Origin of the sequence: Aeromonas sp. 603079 (genome assembly GCF_049172135.1) — a bacterium.
In the GTDB taxonomy this organism is placed as follows: domain Bacteria; phylum Pseudomonadota; class Gammaproteobacteria; order Enterobacterales; family Aeromonadaceae; genus Aeromonas; species Aeromonas veronii.
Genome location: NZ_JAAKPX010000016.1, coordinates 107,537 through 131,320, shown reverse-complemented (window position 1 = coordinate 131,320; position 23,784 = coordinate 107,537). Strand labels below are relative to the sequence as shown.

The following is a 23,784-nucleotide window of genomic DNA, read 5'->3' as shown; positions in this document are numbered from 1 at the left end:
GGAAGCTGGCTCATCAGGTTGGCGTGTTCCGCCGTGCTGGTAGGGGCGCATTATAGGGAGCCGCGCCGGGATGACAAGAGCTTTTTGCAAAAATGCGTTCGTTTGCTGAAAAAGCGAACTGAACGCCCCAAAACAGCCCCTTGGCACCTCTTTCATGCCGCTTTTTTGCTCAACTCTTCGCTTTGTGCCCGGATATAGTTGACCCAGCTGGTTGCCTTCTGCTGCCAGTTATCCTGTTGCTGCAGCTCACGGGCCAGTTCCAGCGCCTGGGCATACTGCTCCTTATTAAGGTGTGCCTGCACCAGCAGCGCTTTGGCACGATTGCCTTGCTCGCCTTTTACCGACTTGATGGCGGCGAGCTGGATCATGGCAGCATCAGTCTTGCCCTGTTGCAGCATCAGTTCGGCGGCGCGCATGGCAGCTTTGGGCTGACCATGTAGGCTGGCCAGCTGCTGCCAGCTATCAACTGCTTGTGACCACTCCCGGGCACCTTCCCACAATTGGGCAAGCAGTTGGCGATTTTCAGCACTTTGCTTCATCTGTCCCTTGGCCATGGCCGCTTCCAGCAGACGGGCACCACGATAAGGCAGCCCTTGCCAGGCATAGAGGCGGATCAGCTGATTGCGGGCAGACGCATCATCCATCAGTTTTCTGTCGATAGCTGTTTGCAGCAGAGCCAACGCCTGATCGCCACGTTTGGCGGAGAGGTTGAGCGACACCGCCTGCTGCCACCATTTACTCTCTTTGGGTTCGTGGCTGATCAACTCGGCCGCCTGATCGGCAGCCACGCCATAACGTTGCTGAGCGGTGAGGGCGGAGAGACGAATAATGGCGGCCTGCTTCTGCCAACCCTTCTTCAACAACTGTTCGCTCTGGCTGGCGGCGTCACCGTACTGCTTGTTGTGGTAATAGAGGCCGGCCAGACGCAGGCGCAGTGCATCGTCTTGTTTGAGTGCCAGTGCCGCCTTGTAGCTGGCGATGGCGCCAGACCAGTTGGATTGCTGGGCCTGAATATCGCCGCGCAGTCGCAACAGCTGGAGCTGTTGCTGCTCGGGCCACTCTTTATAGGCAAGAGCCTGTTCGACATAACGGCTCGCCTGGGCGGTCTGTTGCAGATTGGCCGCCAGCGAGGCTTGCAACTGCGCCAGCCAGGCACGCTCGGCATCGCTATTTGGCTTGAGGCCGGACGCCTTGCTCTGGGCTTGTTGCCACTGACCGGACTGATAGAGCTTCATCACGGGTTCAAGCTGACGGGAGAAGTGAGGGCTGACCTCCATCGCCAGACAGGCTTGGCCGACCAGGGCAAGCAGACAGATCCAGATCCGCAACATAGTTATGACTCCAGTTTGAATTTGAGCGTGATGACTTGCACCAGCTTGTCGGTGGCGCCCGGTCTCGGCTGATAGCGCCACTTGTTGATCGCCTGAATGGCCGCCCGCTCGAACTGACGCTTGGGTTTGGCCTCGACCACTTCCACATCCTGCACGCCACCTTCGGCATTCACGCTAAAGCGCAGGGTGACGAATCCTTCGATCCCTGACTGTTGGGCACGATAGGGGTAGACCGGCTCGATCCGTTGCAACGGCATCAGCATGTCACCGACGCCGATACCCGCACCCTGCTGCTGGCCGTGGTAGTTGCCACTCAATACCGGTGCGGTACTGGTCGCCACACCAGGGGCATAGACCTGCACCGCGCTGAGGCTGGAGACCAGATCCAGACTCGGCTCAACGGCCGCCAAGGGGGCCGCTGCAGGCATCGGCAGCGGTGTGGAGGCCAATGCGGCAGGGGGCTCTGGCAGAGGTTCGGGTTCCTGCGGCACCGGACGCTCGCGCACCTGCACCTCGGTCACCTCGCTCTGCATATTGATGACGATGGGCTTCTGTTCGCTCGCCACCTTCTCGCCCCGGGGCGGTTCAACCAGCGTGGCCATAAACAGCAGGATGCCCAGACTGAGGGCAATCCCCAGCCCCAGGCTCATCAGCTTGTATTTCATTTTGGCGCCACCGCCACGGCGATATTGGCGATACCCGCCGCCTTGGCCTCATCCATCACCCGCACCACCTTGCCGTGGGGCACCCGCTCATCGGCCTGGATCACCAGACTGGCATCGGGCTGCTCCGCCAGCAGGCGGGCGATGGTGGCCTGTACCCGCTCCACATCGATCTGCTTGCGGTCGAGGAAGATCTGACCCTGAGCCCCAATCGCCAGCATGATGCTGGAGGATTTCTGCGCCTTGGCCTGACTGGCCTGGGGTCTGTGCACCTCGAGTCCGGCTTCACGCACGAAGGAGGTGGTGACAATAAAGAAGATCAGCATGATGAACACGATATCCAGCATGGGGGTCATGTCGATCTGCACTTCGTCACGCTGGCGTTTGGATTGCCGTCTCATTGCATTACCTTCTCTTCTCGCAAGCCGTCCCGGGTCTTGGCCAGCGCACGCTTGGCCTGACTTTCGAGGCGACTGAGTAACAACACGCCGGAGAGCGCCACCACCATGCCCGCCATGGTGGGGATAGTGGCGCGGGAGATCCCGCCCGCCATGCTCTCCGGGTTAAAGCGGTTGGCCGCAGCCAACGCATCGAATACGCCGATCATGCCGGTCACAGTGCCCAGCAACCCCAGCATGGGGCAGAGCACCACCAGGGTGCGGATGAAGATCAGATGACGGTTCAGTTCCAGCTCCGCCTGCGCCAGCCAGCGACTGCGGATCGCCCGGGCATGCCAGCTGTGGCGCTCGCTGCGGGCCTGCCAGCGGCCGAGCAGCTGTTGCTGCAAGGGGCCAAAACCCAGATTGAGGTAGAGCAGCCGCTCGATCATCAAAATCCACATCAGCACCAGCAGGGCCAGAATGACCCAGAGCACAGGGCCGCCACGGCCCATGAAACTCTGCAGCTGTTGCCAGATGTCGAGCATCATGCTGCTCGCTCCATCCCGCCGTTATTGCTCTCGGCGCGCTCGGCCAGAATGCCGGCTACTTGCTGCTCCAGTACATTGGAAAGCTCGGTGAAGCGTGATTGCAGCAGGCTGTGGGCCAGGATCAGCGGAATGGCCGCAACCAGACCCTGTACCGTGGTGACCAGCGCCATGGAGATGCCGCCCGCCATGATCTTGGGATCGCCGGTGCCAAACTGGGTGATGGCCTGGAAGGTGCCGATCATCCCGGTTACGGTACCGAGCAGACCCAGCATGGGGGCGATGGCCGCGATCACCTTGACCATGCCGATGCCGCGCTCCATGCGAGGAGTCTCCTGCAGGATCGCCTCATCAAGACGCAGCTCGAGGGTCTCCATGCTCAGCTCGGGGTGTTTGTCTGCCACCGTCAGCACCCGGCCGAGGGCGTTGTCGGCGTGATACTCGCCGCTCTTGAGCTGGCGGCGCACCCGACCCAGTTCGCGGGAGAGGCTCCACAGCCGTACCGCCGCAATCCCCAAGCCGATGGCAGCCAACAGCACGATAATGGCGCCGACCTGACCACCTTGTTGTACCTGCTGCCAGAAGGTGGGCGCCTGTGCCAGCATCGCCAGCAGAGTGCCATGAGAAGGATCCAGCGGCAGCGCTTCCCCTTCCTGACCCTGATAAGCCGCAACGGCAGAGAGCACGCTACCGGGCAGACCCAGTACCGGGCTCAAGCCTTCGGCGGTCGGTTGCAGGAAGCCTTCGCTCCCCAGCAGGGCAAAACTGCCAACCCGGGTCAGCGACTGCTCGCTGGCAGCCCCCTGGGCATCGAGCACCTTGCCGTTGAACTGGGCAATCCGGCCAGATTCGCGGATCTCCTGCAGCAGCGTGGCGGGCAGCAGGGCGAGAGCGGCACGATCCGGCACCTGTTTATCCTGTGCCATGGCTTTCAGCGGGGCGAGACGCTCCGGGTACTGGCCCTCGACGGCGGATTCGCTCAGCAGCTTGACCGCATCGCTGGCGCCCTGACGGGAGACCGCGAAGATCTCGTTCATGTCGCCGGAGGCTTGCTCCCACTGGGCGTTAAGCTCGACCAGCTGCTTCTCGTTGCTGGCGAACTTGCCAGCCAGCTCCTTGCTCAGGCGCTGGGCCTCGGCCAGTCTGGCACGGGCAGTTCCGAGCTCCTTGGCAACGGTCGCCAGATCTTGCTGAGCCTGCTGTTCACGAGCCTGTTCCTGCTGCTGCCACTCATCGGCGACAGCGGCGTTGGTACCGCAGGAGAGGGCAATAAGGAGGGGGAACCACTTCATGGTGACTCTCATGATTGGGCCTCCTGACTGCGGCTGACAGAGAGGGGGACATTGAGCAACTGGGGAACTTTCTTGTCGGCGGCCACATCCATCGCCTCGGCGATAGGGGAGAGCCACTGGCTATCGAGGGCTTGCCACTGCTTCGCCTCGGCAGACCAGCGCCATGCCTGACTGCGATCGGCCGTCATTGCCAGCAGGGAGACCCGACCCAGCGCCAGCACATCGACCCGACGAGGAGCACCATCCAGCTCCAGCTCGGCGGAATAGCTGTCCATCCGGCTGCCGTACTCGGCTTCGATCTGATAGGCCTGCAGCAGCTGACGGAATTTCTCTGCCTCGCTAACGTCTGCGCGGGCCAGGGTCGCTTTCAACTGTTCAACCCGCGCCAAACGATCTTCCTTGCGCAGCGGGATGTCGTTTTGCACCAGCTGTTCCAGATCTGCCTGCATTTGCAACATCAGCGGGATCAAGCCCTGACGGGTCTCTTGCACCGCTTCCAGCTGCTGACTCAATTTACCCAGCTCATTTTGCTGATCGGCCACCAGAGATTGCATGTAGCGGTTGTAGGCTTCGAGGTCGCGCAGTTGCAGCTGGGCATTTTGCAGCTCCAGTCGTGCGGCAACGGCGGCATCGGCGGCTTTTTCCACCCGCTGCTGGGAGGCTTTCCCGGCAGCTATGCTGTTCTTGAGGGCGGGAGCAACCAGCTCATCCCCGATGGCAGCAAAGTGGACTGACAGTGGCAGCAGGGCCACACCCCATAATTTGTTCATTGAAATACATCTTACTAATGATAACTATTATCATTATCTCAAATGCGGGGCGGACTGGCAACGAGAGGATTTTCTTGGCCTTTATGCACAAAAACAGGATAATTTTTAGACACGCACGGAATAAGTGGCGCCAATAGCCACCGCACAAATATAAATAACGAGAAAAAATCTTTTCGATCAGTGTGATAGAGATCGAAAAAGGAGAAAGTCATGCTCAACGATGCGATCTGGGAACATATCGACAAGTTCACCAAGGCAACAAAAACCAGCGATATCCAGCAACAACTGGAACGCTTCAGTCATCAAATGGGCTTTGATTACTTCCGGCTGTTGATTATTTTCCCCATCAGCATGCAGAAATCCCACGTGGCACTGTTCAACAACTGTCCGACCAGCTGGTTTGACGCCTACAGCGAAAACCAGTATCTGACCCAGGATCCGGTGGTCTATCTGGGGCTGAAACAGACCCAGCCTATCTTCTGGAACAAGCTCGACTGCGACTCGCCCTGGCTGCCCAGCGCCAGCCGCGATGTGATGAATCTGGCTGCCGATTTCGGGGTGCGCAACGGCGTCTCCTTCCCGCTGCACACCCCGCAGGGAGAGCACGGCATCCTCTCATTCATCACCAAGGACAAATCCAACACCGATCTGATGTTTGAAAACGTTCCCCTGCTGTCGTTTTGCGCCAGCTACATCTTCAACTCCGCGCTGCAACTGATCAAAAGCCGGCCTGACCTGATGAAGTACCTGACCGAACTGTCGGATCGGGAGAAGGAGTGCCTGTTCTGGGCCAGCGAGGGCAAAACCTCCTGGGAGATCGCCACTATCCTCGGCATCAGCGAGCGGACGGTCAACTTTCACCTGACCCAGGTGACCAACAAGACCGACTCGAAGAACCGCAGCCAGGCCATCGCCAAGGGGATCACCAGCGGCATCATAGTGCCCTCCCTCGATGAGGTCACCATCACCAACCTGCGGCTGTCGTAACCCCTCAGCCGAAACAAAAAGAGCCGCAATAGCGGCTCTTTTTCATTTCAGAAAGTGACTTACTCAACAGTCACCGATTTTGCCAGGTTGCGCGGCTGGTCGACGTCAGTGCCCTTGATCAGGGCGACGTGGTAGGAGAGCAGCTGCAGCGGCACGGTATAGACGATGGGGGCGATCACCTCTTCCACATGGTTGAGGTTCATGACCCGCATGGTCTCGTCGCTCTTGAAGCCGGTGTCGGCATCGGCGAACACGTAGAGGATACCGCCACGGGCGCGCACCTCTTCCACGTTGGACTTGAGCTTCTCCAGCAGATCGTTGTTCGGCGCCACCACAATGATGGGCATCTCGGCATCGATCAGCGCCAGCGGGCCGTGCTTCAGCTCGCCAGCGGCGTAGGCTTCGGCGTGGATGTAGGAGATCTCTTTGAGCTTGAGCGCCCCCTCCATGGCGATGGGGTACTGGCTGCCGCGGCCGAGGAACAGGCTGTGCTGCTTGTCGGCAAACTCTTCGGCCAGGGTTTCGATATCCTTGGCCAGCGCCAGACTCTCTTTAATACGCAGCGGCAGGGCTTGCAGCGCCTTGACCAGTTCAGCCTCGGCGGACGCGCTAAGGTGGCCACGGCAGTGACCGACCGAGGCCACCAGCATCAGCAGGCCAGCCAACTGGGTGGTGAACGCCTTGGTGGAGGCCACACCAATCTCTGCCCCCGCGCGGGTCATAAAGGCCAGATCCGATTCACGCACCAGCGAGGAGCCCGGCACGTTGCAGATAGCCAGCGAGCTCATGTAGCCGGATTCCTTGGCCAGACGCAGCGCCGCCAGGGTATCGGCGGTCTCGCCACTCTGGGAGAGGGTCACCAGCAGGCTGTTGGGACGCACTACCGATTTGCGATAGCGGAACTCGGAGGCAATCTCCACATCGCAGGAGACGCCGGCGATCTCTTCGAACCAGTAGCGAGCCACCATGCCGGAGTGATAGGAGGTGCCGCAGGCAACGATCTGCACGTGCTCCACCTTGTCAAAGATGGCGCGCGCGCCGTTGCCGAACGATTCGACCACCACGTGATCGCTGCCCAGACGCCCTTCCAGGGTGTTGGTGATCGCTTTGGGTTGCTCGTGGATCTCCTTGAGCATGTAGTGACGGTATTCACCCTTGTCACCGGCATCGTGGGAGAGTTCGGACTCCTGCTCTTCACGCACCACAGCGTTGCCGTTGGTATCGAAGATATGCACGTCACGGCGGGTCACTTCGGCCACATCACCCTCTTCCAGGAAGATGAAACGACGGGTCACCGGCAGCAGCGCCATCTGGTCGGAGGCGATAAAGTTCTCGCCGATACCGCGGCCGATCACCAGCGGTGAACCGGAGCGGGCAACCACCACGCGGCTGTCGTCGCGGCTGTCCATCACCACGGTACCGTAGGCACCGCGCAGCTGCTTCACCGCAGTCTGCATGGCGGCCAGCAGGCTGCCGGCGCTCTTCAGCTCGTGATGGACCAGATGGGCAATCACTTCGGTGTCAGTGTCGGAGCTGAACACATAGCCCAGCGCCTTCAACTCTTCCCGCAGCTCTTCGTGGTTCTCGATGATGCCGTTGTGCACCACCACGATATGCTCGGAGACGTGGGGGTGGGCGTTGCGTTCGGAGGGCTCGCCGTGAGTGGCCCAGCGGGTATGGGCGATGCCGGTACCGCCGTGGACGGACTGCTCGTCAAGCGCCTTGGCCAGCTCGGCCACCTTGCCCAGACGGCGAACCCGCTGCAGCGGCTGGTTGGCGCTGAACACGGCCACACCGGCTGAGTCATAACCGCGGTACTCCAGACGGCGCAGGCCCTCTACCAGAATTTCAGCCACATCACGTTGGGCAACAGCCCCGACGATGCCACACATACACTTCTCCTTGAGATACAAATCGTAAAGTCAGTTGGATGGTTCAGAGCTCGATGTCAGCAAGTGACCGGGGCGCAGATAAGCGTCACCCCCTGGGCTTGAATCTGTTCTCTGGCCTCGCTGGCCAGCCCCTCGTCGGTCACCAGGGTATGGATGCTCGACCAGGGAAGTTCGAGATTGGGGATCTTGCGGCCGATCTTTTCCGATTCGACCATCACAATGACCTCCCGCGACACCTCGGCCATGACCCGCGACAGGCCCACCAGCTCGTTGAAGGTGGTGGTGCCACGCTCCGGGTCGATGCCGTCGGCACCGATAAAGAGCTGGTCGAAGTCGTAGGAGCGCAGCACCTGTTCCGCCACCTGCCCCTGGAAGGATTCGGAGTGAGGGTCCCAAGTGCCACCGGTCATTAACAGGGTAGGCTCATTTTCCAGCTCGCGCAGGGCACCGGCCACATTGAGGGAGTTGGTCATCACGATGAGGCCGCGCTTGTTGCCCAGCATGGGGATCATGGCGCTGGTGGTGCTGCCGCTGTCGATGATGACGCGGTTGTGATCACGCAGCCGCTCGGCCGCCGCACGGGCAATGGCTAACTTTCGGTTCGAAACTTGTTCAGGGTTGACCTCGACCACCATCTCGCTCGGCAAGGGGACGGCGCCACCGTAACGGCGCAGCAGCAGACCACCGGTCTCCAGTACCGCCAGATCTTTACGGATAGTCACTTCGGAGGTAGAAAAGTGTTTGGCAAGGGCGTCGACGCTCACTTCACCCTGCTCTTGTACCAGGGTCACTATGGTGTGTCGGCGTTGTTGAGTATTACGTTTGGTCATTTTTAAGTTTCGATTCGAAAGAACATCGAAATATTAGCCCCTTTTTCGGAAAAATAAAACAGCAAATAGGATCCGATTTGGTTCGATGCCAGAATGGGGTGCCAATTTGCGACGAGGATGCCATGCAAAAGAGAGTCATCTGGCTGGTGGAGGATGAGGCCAGCATCGCCGACACCCTGATTTACGCCCTGCAGACCGACGGGTTCGAGGTGGAGTGGTTCATGCTGGGCCAACAGTTGCTGACACGACTGGAACAGACGCGACCCGACTTCCTGATCCTCGATGTGGGGCTACCCGACATCAGCGGCTTCGAACTCTGCAAGCAGGTGAGGGCGCTGACCGATATTCCCCTGATGTTCCTCACCGCCCGCAGCGAGGAGATAGACCGACTGATCGGGCTGGAGATAGGTGCCGACGACTATGTGGCCAAACCCTTCTCGCCACGGGAAGTGTGTGCCCGGGTGCGGGTCATCCTGCGCCGCAGCCAACCCGTCGCTCCCCAACCCAGCGCCCTGCTGGTACTGGATGAGGAGCGTGCCCGCATTCACTTTCGCGGTCAGCCGCTGGCCCTCACCCGTTACGAATATCTGCTGCTCAAGACCCTGATGCAGGCGCCGGGGCGGGTCTACTCCCGCCAGCAGCTGATGGATCTGGTGTGGCAGGATGCGGAGGAGAGTCTGGATCGCACCGTCGATACCCACGTCAAGACCATCCGCGCCAAGCTGCGCGAACATGATCCAGAAGCCAACCTGATCCTCACCCATCGCGGGCTGGGCTACAGCCTGGAGCTGGCATGAGACTCGGACTACAACTGCTGTGCGGCCTGCTGCTGATCTTCGCGCTGGCCGCCTGGTTCGTGCTGGAGATCTTCGTCGAGGAGATCAAACCCGGGGTGCGCAGCGCCACCGAGGATACTTTGGTGGATATGACCCAGCTGCTGGCGCCGCTCGCGCTCGATGATCTGAAAGAGGGCAATATGATGAACGGGCGGTTGGCCAGCGCCTTCGCCCGCCTCAACCAGAATCCCATCAATGCGATGATCGATGGCCACCTCAAGCAGCAGGCGGAGTACCGCATCTATGTCACTGACCAGAAGGGTATGGTGATTTACGACTCCGACGGCACGGATCTGGGCAAGGATTATTCCCGCTGGAACGATGTCTACCGCACTCTGCGTGGCCAGTATGGCGCCCGCAGCACCCGCACCGATCCCGACGATGCCGCCAGCTCGACCATGTATGTGGCGGCGCCGCTGCGGGAAGGGGCCGAGATCATCGGCTCCCTCACCGTCGCCAAACCCAACCGCACCCTGATGCCTGCCATCGAGCGGGGGGAACAGGAGCTGCTGCGGGCCGGCGGCCAGATGCTGCTCATCTCGCTGCTGATCGGCAGCCTGCTGGTGTGGTGGCTCAACCGCGCCATCGGCAAGCTGGTGCACTACGCCGACTCGGTCAGCAAGGGGGAGGCGGCACCGCTGCCGCAGTTGCACACCGTCGAGCTGGATCGGCTCGGCCGCTCGCTGGAGACCATGCGCCACCAGCTCGATGGCAAAAGCTATATCGAAGCCTATGTTCACAGCCTGACCCACGAGCTGAAGAGCCCGCTGGCCGCCATTCGCGGGGCAGGGGAGATTTTGGCCGAAACGCCGCCCCCCGAAGTTGCCAAACGCTTTATCGGCAACATCAATCTGGAAACCGCGCGCATGCAGCAGTTGATCGAGCGAATGCTGCAACTGGCGCGGCTGGAGTCGGGGCAGGGGCTGGATCGCCAGTCGGTGGAACCGGCAAAACTGGGCAAGCGCACCCTCGACGCCCGCCAGATCATCGCCCAGCGCCGTCAGGTCGAGTTGGTGGCCGAGCTGGCCAGCGCGCCGAAACAGAAGTGGGATCCGCTGCTGGTGGAGCAGGCCATCGGCAACCTGCTGGATAACGCTATCGACTTCTCTCCCGCCAACGGGCAGGTCACCCTGAGCGGCAGCCAGCAGGAGGAGGGCTACTGTTTTCGGGTTACCGACTGCGGCCCCGGCATTCCCGACTACGCATTGCCGCGCATCTTCGAGCGCTTCTACTCCCTGCCACGACCGGACAAGGGCAAGAGCAGTGGTCTGGGGCTCAGCTTCACCCATGAGGTAGCCCACCAGCATGGCGGCCGTCTGACCCTGAGCAACCGGCCGGAAGGAGGCGCGCTGGCGGAACTCTGGCTGCCATTCGCCTAGTCCCCCTGCAACTTCACATTCCCCACACAAAACGGCATTAGACTGCCGCTTTCTCTCATCCATTTGCTCAAGGAAATGCTATGTCCCGCCTGCTTCTCTCCAGCCTGCTGGCTGCCGGTCTGCTCGCAGCCCTGCCTGCCTCCGCCGCCAGCGGCTGCTTTCTCTATGCTGACGGCAACGGCCAGACCCTCTCCAGCGAAGGGGACTGCTCCAGCCAGCTGCCGCCCGCGTCCACCTTCAAGATCCCGCTGGCGCTGATGGGTTACGACAGTGGCTATCTGGTTGATGAAGAGCATCCGGCACTGCCTTACAAACCGAGCTATGACGGCTGGCTGCCCGCCTGGCGCGAAACCACCACCCCGCGCCGCTGGGAAACCTACTCGGTGGTCTGGTTCTCCCAGCAGATCACCGAATGGCTGGGGATGGAGCGCTTCCAGCAATACGTCGACCGCTTCGACTACGGCAACCGGGATCTCTCCGGCAATCCGGGCAAGCATGACGGTCTGACCCAAGCCTGGCTCAGCTCCAGCCTCGCCATCAGTCCGGAGGAGCAGGCTCGCTTCCTCGGCAAGATGGTGAGCGGCAAGCTGCCGGTCTCGGCGCAAACCCTGCAATACACCGCCAATATCCTCAAGGTGAGCGAGATCGAGGGCTGGCAGATCCACGGCAAGACCGGCATGGGCTACCCGAAGAAGCTGGATGGCAGCCTAAACCGCGATCAGCAGATCGGCTGGTTCGTCGGCTGGGCCAGCAAACCGGGCAAGCAGCTGATCTTCGTCCATACCGTGGTGCAAAAGCCTGGCAAGCAGTTCGCCTCCCTCAAGGCGAAAGAAGAGGTGCTGGCCGCATTGCCCGGGAAGCTGAAGACCCTGTAATTCCTCCAGAAACCGGCGCAATGCCGGTTTTTTTATCCCCCTTCACCACCACTTCACACAAGCCCATCCCCCCTTCACGTCCGGCCGGCAGACTCACTCCATCCAACAAGGAGACGTGTCATGGTCAAACAGATATTCACCCACAAGATCTTTCTGCTGCTGTTGCTCAGCCTGCTGCTGATGGTACCGGTGCAATCCATCATGGAGCTGAACCGGGAGCGTCAGGCTTACCGCAGTCAGGCCATTCACAGCATCATGGCCAGCAGCAGCGGCCCGCAGCGACTGATGGGGCCCATTATCGTACAGCCCTATACCCGTTCGGTGACGGTCGAGCAGGAGGGCAAGCGCTTCGTCCGTCAGGAGCAGATCTACCGCTACCTGCTGCCGGAACAGCTGGACGTGCAGGCCATCATGGAGGTGACCCCGCGCAAGCTCGGCATCTATCAGGCGCAGGTCTATCAGACCCGGCTCTCCCTCTCCGGCCGTTTGCCGACAGCAGCTCAACTACAAGAGAGCGCGCCGCTCGCCGGGGATGATGAGCTGGTGGCAGGCAAACCCTACCTGAGTCTGGTACTCTCCGATGCCCGCGGTATCAACAGCGTCCCCGAACTGCAACTCGGCACACAGCGGATCCCGTTTGCCCCCGGCGCCCGCCTCGGTGATGCGCTCGCGGGTATCCATGCCCCGATCGACAGCCTGCCGCAGCAGGATGGCACCTTCCATCTGGAGCTCAATCTACAGGGGATGAACGCCCTCGACATAGTCCCGCTGGGCAAGGAGAGCACCCTGCAGCTGGCGGGCAACTGGCCCCACCCCAACTTTATCGGCGACTTTCTGCCGGGCAGTCGCACCCTGAGCCCACAAGGGTTTGAGGCCAACTGGCAAACCAGCTGGTTCGCCAGCGACATGGAGACCCGCTTCAACCGGATGATGAACGGGGGCGATAGCAATCTCTCCACCTTCAGCGTCAGTCTGGTGCAGCCGGTGGATCACTATCAGCTCAACGAACGGGCGGCCAAATATGCCCTGCTCTTCATCGGCCTCACCTTTATCAGCTTCTTTATGTTCGAGTTGCTCAAGGGGCTGAGGGTTCACCCGATCCAGTACGCGCTGGTAGGCATGGGGCTGGCTATCTTCTATCTGGTGCTGCTGGCCCTGACCGAGCACCTCGGCTTTGGCTGGGCCTATCTGGTAGCCGCGCTGGCCAGCGTGCTGCTCAACGGCTTCTACCTCAGTCATGTGCTGAGTGGCCCGAAGCAGGGGATCGGCTTCGCAGCGCTGCTCGGGCTGGTCTATGCCATCCTCTACAGCCTGCTGCAAGCCGAAGAGATCGCCCTGCTGCTCGGCGCCCTGCTGCTGTTCGCCACCCTGGCGCTGATCATGATGCTGACCCGCAAGCTCGACTGGTATCAGGTGATGGGGCAACAGAGTGTCGAGTCCCGCCCAGCCGGACATGACAATGACGACTGAGGGCACAACCTCCGTCAATCTCTGACCTAGACAACAAAGGCTTCAGTCGGTTCTTCTCGAAAAAAGCGGAACCGGCTGGGCCTTTGTCCGCCAATTTCCTAGCATGCAACCATGTTCCACAGGCGGACGATCACATGAAAATGCATCCGGGCAGGATCCTGCTCTATTCCGGCTTGCTATGGGCTCAGGGAGCTCTGGCCGGTACCCTCACCATTCATCCCGAACCGGTCGAAGACCTCTTGCACAATCCCGGCGTCGGTATCGAAGAGTTTCACAACAGCTGGGGTCATCCCCTCTCTCTGGCTGAACATCCGGTCAGCACGGTCGACTACTTCCGCTTCTACTGGAGCGAGCTGGAGCCACGGGAGGGCGAATACAACTTTGCTCTGATCGACAGGGCCATCGATCAGGCACAGCACGCCACCCCGAAACAGTCGATTGCCCTCAGGGTCATGACCCTTGATGAGCCCTTCTCGGGCAGCAAGATCCCGGAGTGGCTCATCAACAAGGGGATTCGGGGAGAGTGGGTGAACAACCACCAGACCTTTGTGCCCGACTACAGCGACCCGCAGTTCCTCGCCCGAGCCACCCGGCTGTTTCAGGCGTTGGGCGCCCATTACGATGGCAACCCGGCGCTGAGTCATGTCGACATCGGCATGATAGGTTCATGGGGGGAGTGGCACATGAGCAACTTCCCCGGTCCGACGCTGGAACAGCGCTACAGCAGCGAGCAGCTCAAACCCTATGTTGACCTGCAGATGGCCGCTTTTCCGCGAACCCCCAAGCTGATGCTCATCAACAACCTGCCCATGTTTGAGTATGCCGTGGGCAAGGGAGCTGGCTGGCGGGCAGACTGCCTCGGCGACTGGCACCACTTCTCCCAAAGCTGGAGCCACATGCGCAACGCCTACCCGGAACGACTGGCGAGCGCCCGCGCCGATGTGGCGAACTTCGATTCCAGCTGGCAGCGGGCGCCGGTCAGTTTCGAGGTGTGCGGCAAGCTGAGCGAGTGGCCAGGCCAGCAGCAGTACACCATGGAGGAGGTCAAGGCCACCTTTGACTGGGCGCTGGCCCAACACGCCTCCACCATCAATCTCAAGTCGGATCCGGTTCCGCCCCAATATCGACCCATCGTCGACAATGCCCTGCGCAAGATGGGCTATCGCATCGTGCTGGACCAGCTGACCCTCAAGGGAACCATGAAGCCGGGGGCTACCCTTGCCCTCAACGGCGACTGGCACAACGACGGGGTAGCGCCGGCCTATCGCAACTGGCCGCTCACCTACCGGCTGGTCAACGACGAAGGGCAGGTCGGCGCCATGCTGGTGACCCGCAACGACATGACCCGCTGGATCCCGGGCAGCAAGGCTACCACTCGCGACAGCCTGACCCTGCCGGGCCGGATGGCACGCGGTCACTACTATCTCGAGCTGGCCTTCATCGGTCAGGACAAGCAGCCCGCTCTGCAGCTCGGCATTGCCGGTCTGGAAGAGAGTGGCTGGTATCGTCTGGCCGAGATCGACATCCAGTAACGCAAGAGGGCTCCCGCGGGAGCCCTCTTGCGTCACATCAGCACGCTCTTTTTGAACAGATCCCACACCCCGAACGAGAAGTGCTTGAAGATGTCGATGCCAAGGGCCGACTTCACCAGATAGAGCAGCAGCACCATGCCGCAGATCCCCAGCAGCAATAGCAGGGTGGTCAACAGCACCTTGAGGTGAAAGCGAAAGCCGCTTTCCCGCCCGCGATGACGGCGATCCCGTCCCATCAACACCACCAGATAGCAGCGCCAGCGACCGATGCCGAAGGCGCTGTTGACGTTGATGGCGTGCGACTTGCCGTCACTCATCAGCCGCAGCGCCTGCTCGATACCGTCGCGCTGAGTTTCACTCAGGCTCTCGGCCACCTCGGGGGAGAGGGCACGGTAGAAGCGGTCGATCGCCCCCTGCGGTTTCTGCGGTAATTGGCTCATTGGTTTTCTCCTGCGGGTATGCCCAGAGCCTTGCGGTAGACCGCCATGGTCTGGCCGGCGATCCGCTGCCAGTCATACCGCTGCAGATAGTCGCTGTAATCGACCTTGCCGCGAGTCAACTGGGCGTTGAGTCGCTCTGCCAGCCCACTCACATCGCCGACCGGGAAATAGCACTCCTGTTGCAGCGCCACCGCCAGATTGGCGGGAATGTCGCTCACCACCACCGGCAGGGAGAAGGAGAGCGCCTCCAGCAGGGCTATCGGCAACCCCTCGTGATAAGAGGGCATGGCAAACAGGGCCGCCTGTGAAAAGACGCTGATCAGCGCCTCGCCATTGAGGAAACCGGTACGGATCACCCCCGGTGTTTCATCCGCTATCCGCTGCAAGTGCTCGCTGTAGGGGGTTGGGTGATCCGTATCCCCCACAAGTACCAGTGGCATCTCGGTATCGAGCTGGCGGTAGGCGGCAATGAGATCGTGCAGCCCCTTCTCTTCGACGAAGCGGCCAACCGCCACCAGATAGTTGCCTGCACTCAGCCCGAAACGGGCCAGAGTCTGGTCCCTCTTGTCCGCTGCCGGCAACGCGACCCGTTTCACCCCGTTGTAGATGAGGTGGGCATCCTGGCGATCATACTGGCGGCGGATCGCCTCGTTGATCACCTCGGAGATGACGATCACTTCGCTGGCATAGCGTACCGCCCAGCGCTCGCCAAGGCGTAACACCCACTTGGCCAGCGCCCCCCACTTCTGGCGGTCATAGTCAGGGCCGTGATGGGTAAAGACCACCCGCTTGCCGAGCAACCTCAGCAGCGGTACCACCAGCCCCGGGCCGATGGCATGGACATGCACCAGATCGCAGGCATGACGGCGGCAGTAAAAAGCTGCGAGCAGAGAGTGGAGAATTGCCTCCAGCGACTTCTTTTTGGGGGCAGGCAACGCCTTGAGTGCCACCCCTTCAAACTCGCCGCGTCGGTAATCCACATAGGGGGCGCGAGCCAGCACGGTCGCCGCCACTTCGAACTGGCGGTGCAGCTCCGGGTAGAGGAACTGACAATGGGTTTCGACACCGCCCAGTACATGGGGGATCCCCCGGGTACCGAGCACGGTCACACTAATCTGCTTCATGATCTTCTCGAATGATTCTGGCGGGATTGCCCGCAACAACGGCGCGAGCCGGGACGGAACGAGTAACGACGGCGCTGGCACCGACACAGGCATGATCACCAATGGCGATGGCCCCGATAACGATGGCGCCGGTGCCGAACTCGACCCCGTCCCCCACGGTGGGCGAGAGAAGCTGGCCGCTCTGACGATCTGGCTTGTTGCCCAGGGTGCAGTTGTGGCGCAGAGTGCAGTCACGCCCCATCTGCACGCCGTCACCGATGACGATATTCTGCGGGTGATAGAGGCGTAGGCCCCAACCCAGCCGGGCTCTTGGCGAGATATCGAGGCCGCACAGCAGCTTGAATCCCTTGAGCAGCAACAAGCAGGGCAGCCTCATAAAGCGGCCTCCCTGTGCCAGCCGGTAGCAGAGCAGGAACAGGCGCGCCGTCTTGCTCGGATTGAGCGCCAGTTCGGCTTTCAACTCGCGCCAGAAACTCATCTCTGTTTCTCCTCCAGCAACGACTGGTAGAGCGCCAGCAGGGCTTGCTGGTGGCTGGCGAGGGAGTAACTGTCGATCAGCCGCTGACGGGCCGAACGCCCCATGGCCGCCGTCTGCTCCGGCTCGGCCACCAGCCTGTCCATGCAGCGGGCCAGCTCGTCGGCATTACCCGCCTCGAACAGCAAGCCATCGAGACCGTCGCGGATCTGCTCCGGAATCCCGCCAATTCGAGCCCCGATCACCGGTTTGCCATAGGCCATCGCCTCCAGCACCGACATGGAGCAGTTCTCGTACCACTCGGACGGCACCACCACGGCCTTGGCGTGACGCAGCAGATCGAGCAACTCTTCCCCCTGCTTGAACCCCAGCAGTTCGGCATTGGGATAATGCTGCCCGAGGTGCGCCAGCAGCGGGCCACCGCCCACAATTTTGAGGCCCGCCGGCCGCGTCATGCGCTGATGGGCACGGGCAAGCGTCTCGACCCCTTTCTCGGCCATCAGGCGGCCGAGGAACAGAAAGTACCCCCGATCCTCTCCGCTTTCACGGCTCGACTCGACATCGATACCATTGAGGATCACCTCGATGCGGGAAGCGGGCAGCCGGGTGCGAAGCATCCCGGCCATGAAGGCGCTCGGCGCCACCAATGCATCGACCTGCTCATAGTTGCGGCGCCACTGTTGCCAGGCCGCCTCAGCAGAGAGCAGCAGGCTCTTGCCCCACGAACCCTCCTGCCACTGATGGCGAAACAGCTTGAGCCAAGAACCCTCGATCCGGGTCAGCTCGAACGGCTCGCCATCGACCAGCATGCTGTAGTTGGGACAGGCCACCTTGTAGTCGTGGGCTGTCAGCACCGTCTTGCAGCCCAGGGATTTGGCCACCCGGATGATCGCCGGGGTGAGCTGGTGGTAGATGTTATGAAAGTGAACGATATCGGGCCGCTCTGCACGGATAAGCTCCGCCAGCCGATCACAGGCCCCCTGATTGTGGATGAAGCGAGCGGCGATCTTCAGCCGATCGAAGAGCCCGTGCCGCTGGTGATAATCGACGTTGGCCGGAAAGTAGCCACTCTGGGGCGAGGGGAGGTTATCCGGATGCTGCATGGCAAAGTCGATCACCTGATGACCAGCCTGACGCACCATCTCCCGCTCCTGAAAGAGGACTGTCTCGGCCCCCCCCTTCATGAAAAAGAACTTGTTGGCAAAGAGCACCTTCACGGCAATGACTCCTGGATCAGACGATGGGCGGGCGCCTCGCGCGGGGAGCGCTGGGGCAACAGCAGGCCGCGCACCAGCCCGGCTGCATAGATGGAGAGGTTCATGACACTGCGCAGGGCATCTTGCAGGGAGCGGTTCTTCAACCACTTGAGAGCGATGAAGCCACCCAGCGGTGCCAACGTCAGCAACGGCAACCAGAACGGCAGCCCGGCTACGAAAAGCAGTACGCAGAACAGGAGTGTCAGCAGGTAGAGCCCGAACAGCAGCTCGGAGCGGATCACCGACAGCACCTCGCGAAAATAGGGCTGCCCCCACGCCGAGCGCACCAGCTCGCCGCTGGCAAACAGATACCCCATGCGCCAGCGGTAACGGATCAGGGCAAGGGAGTCCATGGTGTGGGAGGTGTGAAAGAAGAAGGGGACATCGAGCCGCTCCAGCCGATAGCCCGCCTGACGCAGCCGGATACCCAGCTCCGCCTCTTCGTAACCGTGCAGGTTGCGATTGGTGAGATAGCCGATCTGCTCGATGGCGCTGCGTCGAAACAGGCCGCCACCACACAGCCAGCGCGACTCGCCCATCGGATAGATCTGGTTGATGCGCTGCTTGCGCGACTTGAACTCATAGCTGTGGGCATCATCCATCTCGGCCCGCCCGGCCACGCCACCGCATTCGGGGTGGGAGTGCATGTGCGCAAGGGCGGCCGGTACAAACTCCGGCTCCAGCTTCATGTCACCATCAAGCAGCAGCAGGAACTCCCCTTCGCTGAAGAGGTAGCCAAGCTGTGGCCCCACGCCGCAACAGCGATCGGCCGGGTCGGTCAGGCTCACCACAGTCACCCCCAACTGGCAGGCGATCGCCTGGGTACGGTCGGTCGAGAGACTGTCCGCCACGATAATCTGGTGGGAGTAGTCGGCCAGAGCGCTCCTGATGCTGGCTATGGTGTCGGCAATCCCTGCCTCCTCGTTGTAGGTCTTGATGATGACGGAGATAAGGGGGGATGGAGTCATGACACCTCACAAGAGCTGGTGGCCTGCCGAACCGAAGAACGGATCACCAGGGCGGCACCCAACACGAAATAGAAGAGGAACTGCTGTACCGGGATCAGCATCAGCAGCTGGCTGTAAGGCAAGCTCAGCAGACAGGCAATCCCGAACGCGATGAAAGCGGGTTGATAGCTAAGCAGACGCACATCTGCCGTGCTTAGCAGTTGGCGATCCAGCAACGGGCGGGGACGGCAGCACCAGAGCAGCAGAACGATCAGCGCGATGAAGATCAGGGTGCCCATCAGCCCCACCTCCCACAGCAACACGCTGAGGGAGGTGGAGTCGAGCAGCACGTTGAACAGGGGGTTGAGAAAACCGGGCAGGGTGCTGCCATGGTTGGTGGTGTTGAGGCCATAACCAAACAGCAGATTGCTGAGACCGTGGTGATCACCGTTGCTGGCCCAGAAAAAGAGCGTCGTCACCCGCCCCAGCTCGCCGGTTTCCGGGTTGATGTGGTTGGGATCGAAGATATAGCCGAGGGAGTCGATAAACAGCTCAATGGCCCCCTGTTGCCCGGCCCCCTCGAACGCGGATGAGTAGGAGGCAGCCAGCACCAGAACGGCCACGGCCACCAGTGCAGTCATCGCCAGCGCAATCAGCAACAGACGCTTGAGGTCATAGCTCTTCATCCCCCTGACATAGCTTGGCGAGAGCCAGACCCAGGCCAGCAGCAAGGGGGACAACAGGATGACGAACTTCACCTCGGCCAGCACGCAAATGGCAAAGGCGGCAAGAATGTGAAAAGCGACCGAACGACGCGAAATGAGGCCGTGGCGAAACTCGGAGAGCTTGATCAGCATCACCAGCAGGCAGAAGAAGCCGAGTGCACCGGTATTGCCGCCCCCCATGGGATCCCCCCCGAAAGTACCGACCACCGAGTCCCACTTCTCAAACTCGCCGCGCATTGCCACCCGCTTCGGCACCACCACCAGCACCTGAAACAGCACCACCGGGATCTGCAGGTAGAAGACCCACTCCACCAGCTTCATGATGCGGTAAATCTGTGACTCGCGGCAAAAGCCGAGCAACAGGCAGGGAAGCAGCAGAGAGAGCGCCAGCTCGTTCTTGAAACCGATGATAGTCACCATGCCCCCCTGCTGAAGCAGGGTGCCCAGCAGCGCCAGCACCAGCAAGCCACAGTAGAGCAGCAGCAGCACCTTCTCCTGATAGTCGAGCCGCAACGGGCTGTAACGCGTCTGCAGCGGCAGCAACATCAAGGTGGCAATGGCCAGCAGGAAGGGCAGCCAGAGGAAGGCCGTAATACCGGTGACGTACTGGGCCAGGCCGCAGATCACCAGCGACAGCAGCAGATTGGCCTGCATGATGAGGGCACTGTTCACGAGGGCAGCTCCATCCGCCCCTGCAACTCGGCAGCCCGGCGGTTGACCCGCAAAAAGACGAAGCCGTAGCGCACCGCAGTCAGCAGAGAGAAAGCCAGCACGCAGAGCTCGTACTCCTGCTGCAGCCAGGGCAGCAGCACGAAGGCAATCACTACGACCAGCAGTTGCTCAAGCTGGATCCGCAAAAAGTAGCCGGGCGAGCCGAACACCAGCTCGATCACGGTCAACGGGCAGATGGCTACCGCAGTAAAGACATAGGGCAACATGTAGCGGGAGGTATCGATGGAGGCGATCCACTCCGCATTGAAGAACCACTTCATCACCAGCGGATAGCAGATGAGGATCCCGAGGGTGGCCGCACTGCCCATCGCCAGCAGCAGCCGCTTCACCTTGCGAAACTCCTCCCCGTTGAAACGGCGCAGGCGAAAATCCTCCGACCATCGCGAGAAGATGGAGTGGCGGATGGCGTTGCCGACAATCACCACGGGCGCCAGACAGAAGCGGTTGACCACGGCAAAGTAGCCAGCCACCAGAGGGGAAAACCAGAAGTTGATCAGCACGGTCGGCAGATTGGCCGTCACCATCGCCAGCACCTCGGCACTGCCGACACCAGCCAGATGCGCTTTATGGCGGGAGAAGAAGTGCAGCAGGTGGCGCGGGGCAGCCTCTCTCAGCATGGAACTGTGCCAGGCAAAGGCAGACCACAACCAGCCCCCGATCACCAGCAGCAACAGACAGGCCCATAACTGATAGAAGTGCGTCATGTCTGGGGCCAGCAGCAGGCAGAGCAGCACCACGGCAGAGGCCGAGATACGCTGCAGACCGAGCCGCTGGTAGTGGCCGGCCCGCAGAGCCAGATTCTCGGCGATGAGGATCAGCCCGTGGGTCACGGTCAGCAGGTAGAGCGGCCAGAGCGGCAGCGAGAAAAAGCAGACCACCACCAGCACATAGGGGATGGGGAGTAGCAAGACCTGCAACAGGGAAAAGATCAGGTTGCCGGGCAGCTCGGCCTCCTCCAGCTTGGGCAACAGCAGTTGCGAGGCAAAGGTGGCAAGCTGGGCACCGATCAGCACCAGACTGTAGCTGAGGGCATAGAGCCCGACCGCAGCCATGTCGAACTTGTGCGACAGTGACCAGACCGAGAGCGCCCCGATCAGCTGGGATAGCACAGAAGCACCCCCTATGGTGGTGATGCTGCGCAGCAGTTTCATAGTGCGCCCCGGGTGGGTGCACCACAGAATCTCAGGTTCTCCGCCCCTTCCAGATCCCGTTCGGCGACCTGGGTCAGCACAGTCCCCAGAACCGCCACTCTGGCATCCCGCAGCTGTGCCAGCACGCTCAGCACCCGACTGGCCGGCAGCTGGCCGGACTGGATCACATGAATGGCACCATCCAGCGGCTGCCCCAGCAGCAGGGCATCCTTGCCGACTTCCAGCGCAGGGGTGTCCACTATGATGCGGTCAAACTGCCCGGCCAGAGTTGCCAGCAGTTCGCTCCAGCGTGGCGAGCCAAGCAGTGCCAGCGGGGAGGAGACCGGCTGGCCAGCCGGCAGCAGGGTCAATCCCTCTTTTGGCACCAGACAGGCAGCCAAATCGGCTTCGCCTGCGAGCAGCTCGGCCAACCCCGGTCTGGCTGCCTGCCCCAGCAACTGGCGACCAAGGGAGCCCCGGCGCAGATCCCCATCCACCAGCAGCACTCGCTCATGGCGGGCAAAGCTGGCGGCACAGAGAGCCGCCAGCGTCGACTTGCCCTCACCAGCACGGGTCGAGGTGATCATGATGCGCTGCAGCTGACCCGGCTCCAGCCGCATGATGGCGTAGAGGTCATCGGCACTGGCACCTACTCTGGGATTGACCGCCCCCACCCGCAGCAGAGCACTCTGATCCTGCAGGGCCGCCAGCCGCGGGATTTCACCAAGCACCCGACCACCGAGCTGGGAGACCAGCTGGCTCAGACGATCCAGGGTATTGCGCAGCGCTCCGGCAGTGATGACGGCCAGCACGGCAACCATGCCCGCCATGATCACCACCATCAGCAGAAACAGCATCTTGTTTGGCTTGGCTGGCAACAAGGGCACCGATGCCGCATCGTAGAGAATGGCATTCGACTCGTGCAGCTGAGCGTTCAGGCGGGTCTCTTCCTGACGGCGAAACAGCTCGTTATAGAGCTGACGGGTCTTGTCGATATTGTTCTTCAGGTTGTTGTACTCATCCTTCTTGACTGCCAGCGAGGAGAACTCCCGCTTCTTCTCGTCAAGCTGGGCGAGGTACTCCTGCTCCTTGCGCTGGCTGCTCTGGTAGCGATCCTCGATACCGTCGGCAATCTCCCGCATCAGCTGGTTTGACTGGGTATTGAGCGCCTTGATGCGCGCTTCGGCCTGCAGAATACGGTCATGCTTGGGGCCATAACGCTTGGCCAGCTCGGAGAGCTCCTGCTGGGCCTTGATGAGGGCGATGCGCAGATCCTGCATCTGGGGGTGGTTGGAGACCTCGGGCAGGGAAGCCAGCGCCGCCGGATTGCGGCCGTACTCCTGAATGGACTGGAATTCGGCCTGCGCCGCCAGCCGCCGCTCGCGTGCATCCGCGTACTTGTTGGTGATGATACCGAGCTCTTCGGTTTGCAGACCATCTACGCCGCGAAACGTCAGCAGATCATTGCGGGCAAGAAAATCGCCGAGCTGCTTCTCCTGCTTCTCCAGACTGGCCTTTATCTCCACCAGCCGGCTCTGGTTCCAGTGCGATGCCGTGGTGTTGGCATCGACCCGCTCCTCCACATTGAGATCGATGTAAGTCTGGGCCACCTCATTGGCGACGCTGGCGGCCAGCTCGGGAGAGCGGGATTCGAACCCTATGCTGACCAGCTGGGTATCGCGCACCGGCGAGACGGTCAGGTGTCTGGCCAGATACTCCAGCGCATGCTGGTGGCGTGAGGAGGCATCCTCCTGATGTGCGGCACTCCAGAGCCCCTTGATGCGGCTCAGCCAGCTGTCGGGATTGGGCTGCCCGTTGAATTCCGGCAACTCGGCCAAACCCAGATGAGTAACCACCTTCTCGGCTACCCGGCGTGACTTGAGCAGCTCGAACTGGGTGTTGTAGTACTCGCGGCGGCTGGTATCGACCCGGTAGACGGGCTCGATAGGGGAAGCGCTGTTGGCATCTGCCTTCAGCAGCAGGGTCGCACTGGATTGATAATAGGGCGGCATGCTGAGGATAAAGGGGGCTGCCGCCAGGGTCACCACGGCGGCAAACAATACCACCTTCCACCAGTTTGCCTTGAGCACCCGCCAGGGGCCGCTGAAATCGAGGCGACTCTCTAGCGCACGGCCATTTTCAACCAACAATGAAGTCATGAAGAGCGTCCTGGA

The 23,784-nt window shown here is 61.3% G+C and carries 22 protein-coding genes; 6 read left to right on the top strand and 16 right to left on the bottom strand.

The annotated features are described in order from the left end of the window. Positions 1 to 152: 152 nt before the first annotated feature. From G5287_RS13670 to G5287_RS13645, 6 genes are read right to left on the bottom strand one after another with little or no spacing between them, the layout of a single operon-like run. Entirely contained in the window at positions 153 to 1,331 is a 1,179-nt protein-coding gene (locus G5287_RS13670; RefSeq protein ID WP_115523020.1) for a hypothetical protein, read from the bottom strand. Between the two features lie 2 nt (positions 1,332 to 1,333). Next, positions 1,334 to 1,996, bottom strand: a complete 663-nt coding sequence (locus G5287_RS13665) for an energy transducer TonB (RefSeq protein ID WP_113740530.1) — start codon at positions 1,994 to 1,996, stop codon at positions 1,334 to 1,336. Next, positions 1,993 to 2,394 (bottom strand): ExbD/TolR family protein, encoded by a 402-nt coding sequence (locus G5287_RS13660; RefSeq protein ID WP_005339369.1) that lies wholly within the window; start codon positions 2,392 to 2,394, stop codon positions 1,993 to 1,995. Before G5287_RS13660 ends, G5287_RS13665 begins: the two co-directional genes overlap by 4 nt. Continuing rightward, on the bottom strand, positions 2,391 to 2,921 hold the full coding sequence (locus G5287_RS13655; RefSeq protein WP_005339367.1) for a MotA/TolQ/ExbB proton channel family protein: 531 nt from the start codon (positions 2,919 to 2,921) through the stop codon (positions 2,391 to 2,393). Before G5287_RS13655 ends, G5287_RS13660 begins: the two co-directional genes overlap by 4 nt. After that, the gene (locus G5287_RS13650; RefSeq protein WP_421231441.1) at positions 2,918 to 4,222 is read right to left on the bottom strand and encodes a MotA/TolQ/ExbB proton channel family protein; all 1,305 of its coding nucleotides are present in this window, start codon (positions 4,220 to 4,222) and stop codon (positions 2,918 to 2,920) included. Before G5287_RS13650 ends, G5287_RS13655 begins: the two co-directional genes overlap by 4 nt. Then, complete coding sequence (locus G5287_RS13645) at positions 4,219 to 4,980, bottom strand: DUF3450 domain-containing protein (RefSeq protein ID WP_005357258.1); 762 nt, start codon at positions 4,978 to 4,980, stop codon at positions 4,219 to 4,221. The genes G5287_RS13650 and G5287_RS13645 overlap by 4 nt, the downstream gene beginning before the upstream one ends. Before the next feature lie 210 nt (positions 4,981 to 5,190). Here G5287_RS13645 and G5287_RS13640 point away from each other — a divergent pair, with 210 nt between their 5' ends. Next, positions 5,191 to 5,967: a helix-turn-helix transcriptional regulator gene (locus G5287_RS13640; RefSeq protein WP_227341671.1), complete on the top strand. Its 777-nt coding sequence runs from the start codon at positions 5,191 to 5,193 to the stop codon at positions 5,965 to 5,967. 59 nt (positions 5,968 to 6,026) lie between these two features. Here G5287_RS13640 and glmS read toward each other — a convergent pair whose 3' ends face one another. Both glmS and G5287_RS13630 read right to left on the bottom strand, forming a co-directional pair. Continuing rightward, complete coding sequence (gene glmS, locus G5287_RS13635; RefSeq protein WP_216960043.1) at positions 6,027 to 7,859, bottom strand: glutamine--fructose-6-phosphate transaminase (isomerizing); 1,833 nt, start codon at positions 7,857 to 7,859, stop codon at positions 6,027 to 6,029. Positions 7,860 to 7,915: 56 nt separating this feature from the next. After that, the gene (locus tag G5287_RS13630) at positions 7,916 to 8,689 is read right to left on the bottom strand and encodes a DeoR/GlpR family DNA-binding transcription regulator (RefSeq protein ID WP_005355851.1); all 774 of its coding nucleotides are present in this window, start codon (positions 8,687 to 8,689) and stop codon (positions 7,916 to 7,918) included. Between the two features lie 122 nt (positions 8,690 to 8,811). Here G5287_RS13630 and blrA point away from each other — a divergent pair, with 122 nt between their 5' ends. The 5 genes from blrA (at position 8,812) to G5287_RS13605 (ending at position 14,781) form a co-directional block, all read left to right on the top strand. Then, a complete protein-coding gene (gene blrA, locus G5287_RS13625; protein WP_216960046.1) occupies positions 8,812 to 9,486 on the top strand; it encodes a two-component system response regulator CreB in 675 nt (224 codons plus the stop codon). After that, complete coding sequence (blrB, locus tag G5287_RS13620; RefSeq protein WP_227341672.1) at positions 9,483 to 10,904, top strand: beta-lactam sensor histidine kinase BlrB; 1,422 nt, start codon at positions 9,483 to 9,485, stop codon at positions 10,902 to 10,904. The genes blrA and blrB overlap by 4 nt, the downstream gene beginning before the upstream one ends. Positions 10,905 to 10,984: 80 nt before the next feature. Next, on the top strand, positions 10,985 to 11,779 hold the full coding sequence (blaOXA, locus tag G5287_RS13615; RefSeq protein ID WP_227341673.1) for an OXA-12 family class D beta-lactamase: 795 nt from the start codon (positions 10,985 to 10,987) through the stop codon (positions 11,777 to 11,779). A 120-nt stretch (positions 11,780 to 11,899) separates the two neighbouring features. Further along, entirely contained in the window at positions 11,900 to 13,249 is a 1,350-nt protein-coding gene (creD, locus tag G5287_RS13610) for a cell envelope integrity protein CreD (RefSeq protein WP_227341674.1), read from the top strand. 134 nt (positions 13,250 to 13,383) lie between these two features. Further along, a complete protein-coding gene (locus G5287_RS13605) occupies positions 13,384 to 14,781 on the top strand; it encodes a DUF4832 domain-containing protein (RefSeq protein WP_216960056.1) in 1,398 nt (465 codons plus the stop codon). A 32-nt stretch (positions 14,782 to 14,813) separates the two neighbouring features. Here G5287_RS13605 and G5287_RS13600 read toward each other — a convergent pair whose 3' ends face one another. Genes G5287_RS13600 through G5287_RS13565 form a run of 8 tightly spaced genes read right to left on the bottom strand, consistent with a single transcriptional unit; the run spans position 14,814 to position 23,769 of the window. After that, the gene (locus G5287_RS13600) at positions 14,814 to 15,221 is read right to left on the bottom strand and encodes a hypothetical protein (protein WP_033115229.1); all 408 of its coding nucleotides are present in this window, start codon (positions 15,219 to 15,221) and stop codon (positions 14,814 to 14,816) included. Beyond that, positions 15,218 to 16,345: a glycosyltransferase family 4 protein gene (locus tag G5287_RS13595; RefSeq protein ID WP_421231440.1), complete on the bottom strand. Its 1,128-nt coding sequence runs from the start codon at positions 16,343 to 16,345 to the stop codon at positions 15,218 to 15,220. Before G5287_RS13595 ends, G5287_RS13600 begins: the two co-directional genes overlap by 4 nt. Continuing rightward, the gene (locus tag G5287_RS13590; RefSeq protein WP_421231439.1) at positions 16,332 to 16,823 is read right to left on the bottom strand and encodes a serine acetyltransferase; all 492 of its coding nucleotides are present in this window, start codon (positions 16,821 to 16,823) and stop codon (positions 16,332 to 16,334) included. The genes G5287_RS13595 and G5287_RS13590 overlap by 14 nt, the downstream gene beginning before the upstream one ends. Then, positions 16,820 to 18,037: a glycosyltransferase family 4 protein gene (locus G5287_RS13585; protein ID WP_421231438.1), complete on the bottom strand. Its 1,218-nt coding sequence runs from the start codon at positions 18,035 to 18,037 to the stop codon at positions 16,820 to 16,822. The genes G5287_RS13590 and G5287_RS13585 overlap by 4 nt, the downstream gene beginning before the upstream one ends. Continuing rightward, a complete protein-coding gene (locus G5287_RS13580; protein WP_421231437.1) occupies positions 18,034 to 19,044 on the bottom strand; it encodes a glycosyltransferase family 2 protein in 1,011 nt (336 codons plus the stop codon). The genes G5287_RS13585 and G5287_RS13580 overlap by 4 nt, the downstream gene beginning before the upstream one ends. Continuing rightward, positions 19,041 to 20,420, bottom strand: coding sequence for a capsular biosynthesis protein (locus G5287_RS13575; RefSeq protein WP_421231436.1), 1,380 nt, complete (start codon positions 20,418 to 20,420; stop codon positions 19,041 to 19,043). Before G5287_RS13575 ends, G5287_RS13580 begins: the two co-directional genes overlap by 4 nt. Beyond that, on the bottom strand, positions 20,417 to 21,631 hold the full coding sequence (locus tag G5287_RS13570; RefSeq protein WP_421231435.1) for a lipopolysaccharide biosynthesis protein: 1,215 nt from the start codon (positions 21,629 to 21,631) through the stop codon (positions 20,417 to 20,419). Before G5287_RS13570 ends, G5287_RS13575 begins: the two co-directional genes overlap by 4 nt. After that, a complete protein-coding gene (locus G5287_RS13565) occupies positions 21,628 to 23,769 on the bottom strand; it encodes a GumC family protein (RefSeq protein ID WP_421231434.1) in 2,142 nt (713 codons plus the stop codon). The genes G5287_RS13570 and G5287_RS13565 overlap by 4 nt, the downstream gene beginning before the upstream one ends. Positions 23,770 to 23,784 lie beyond the last annotated feature (15 nt).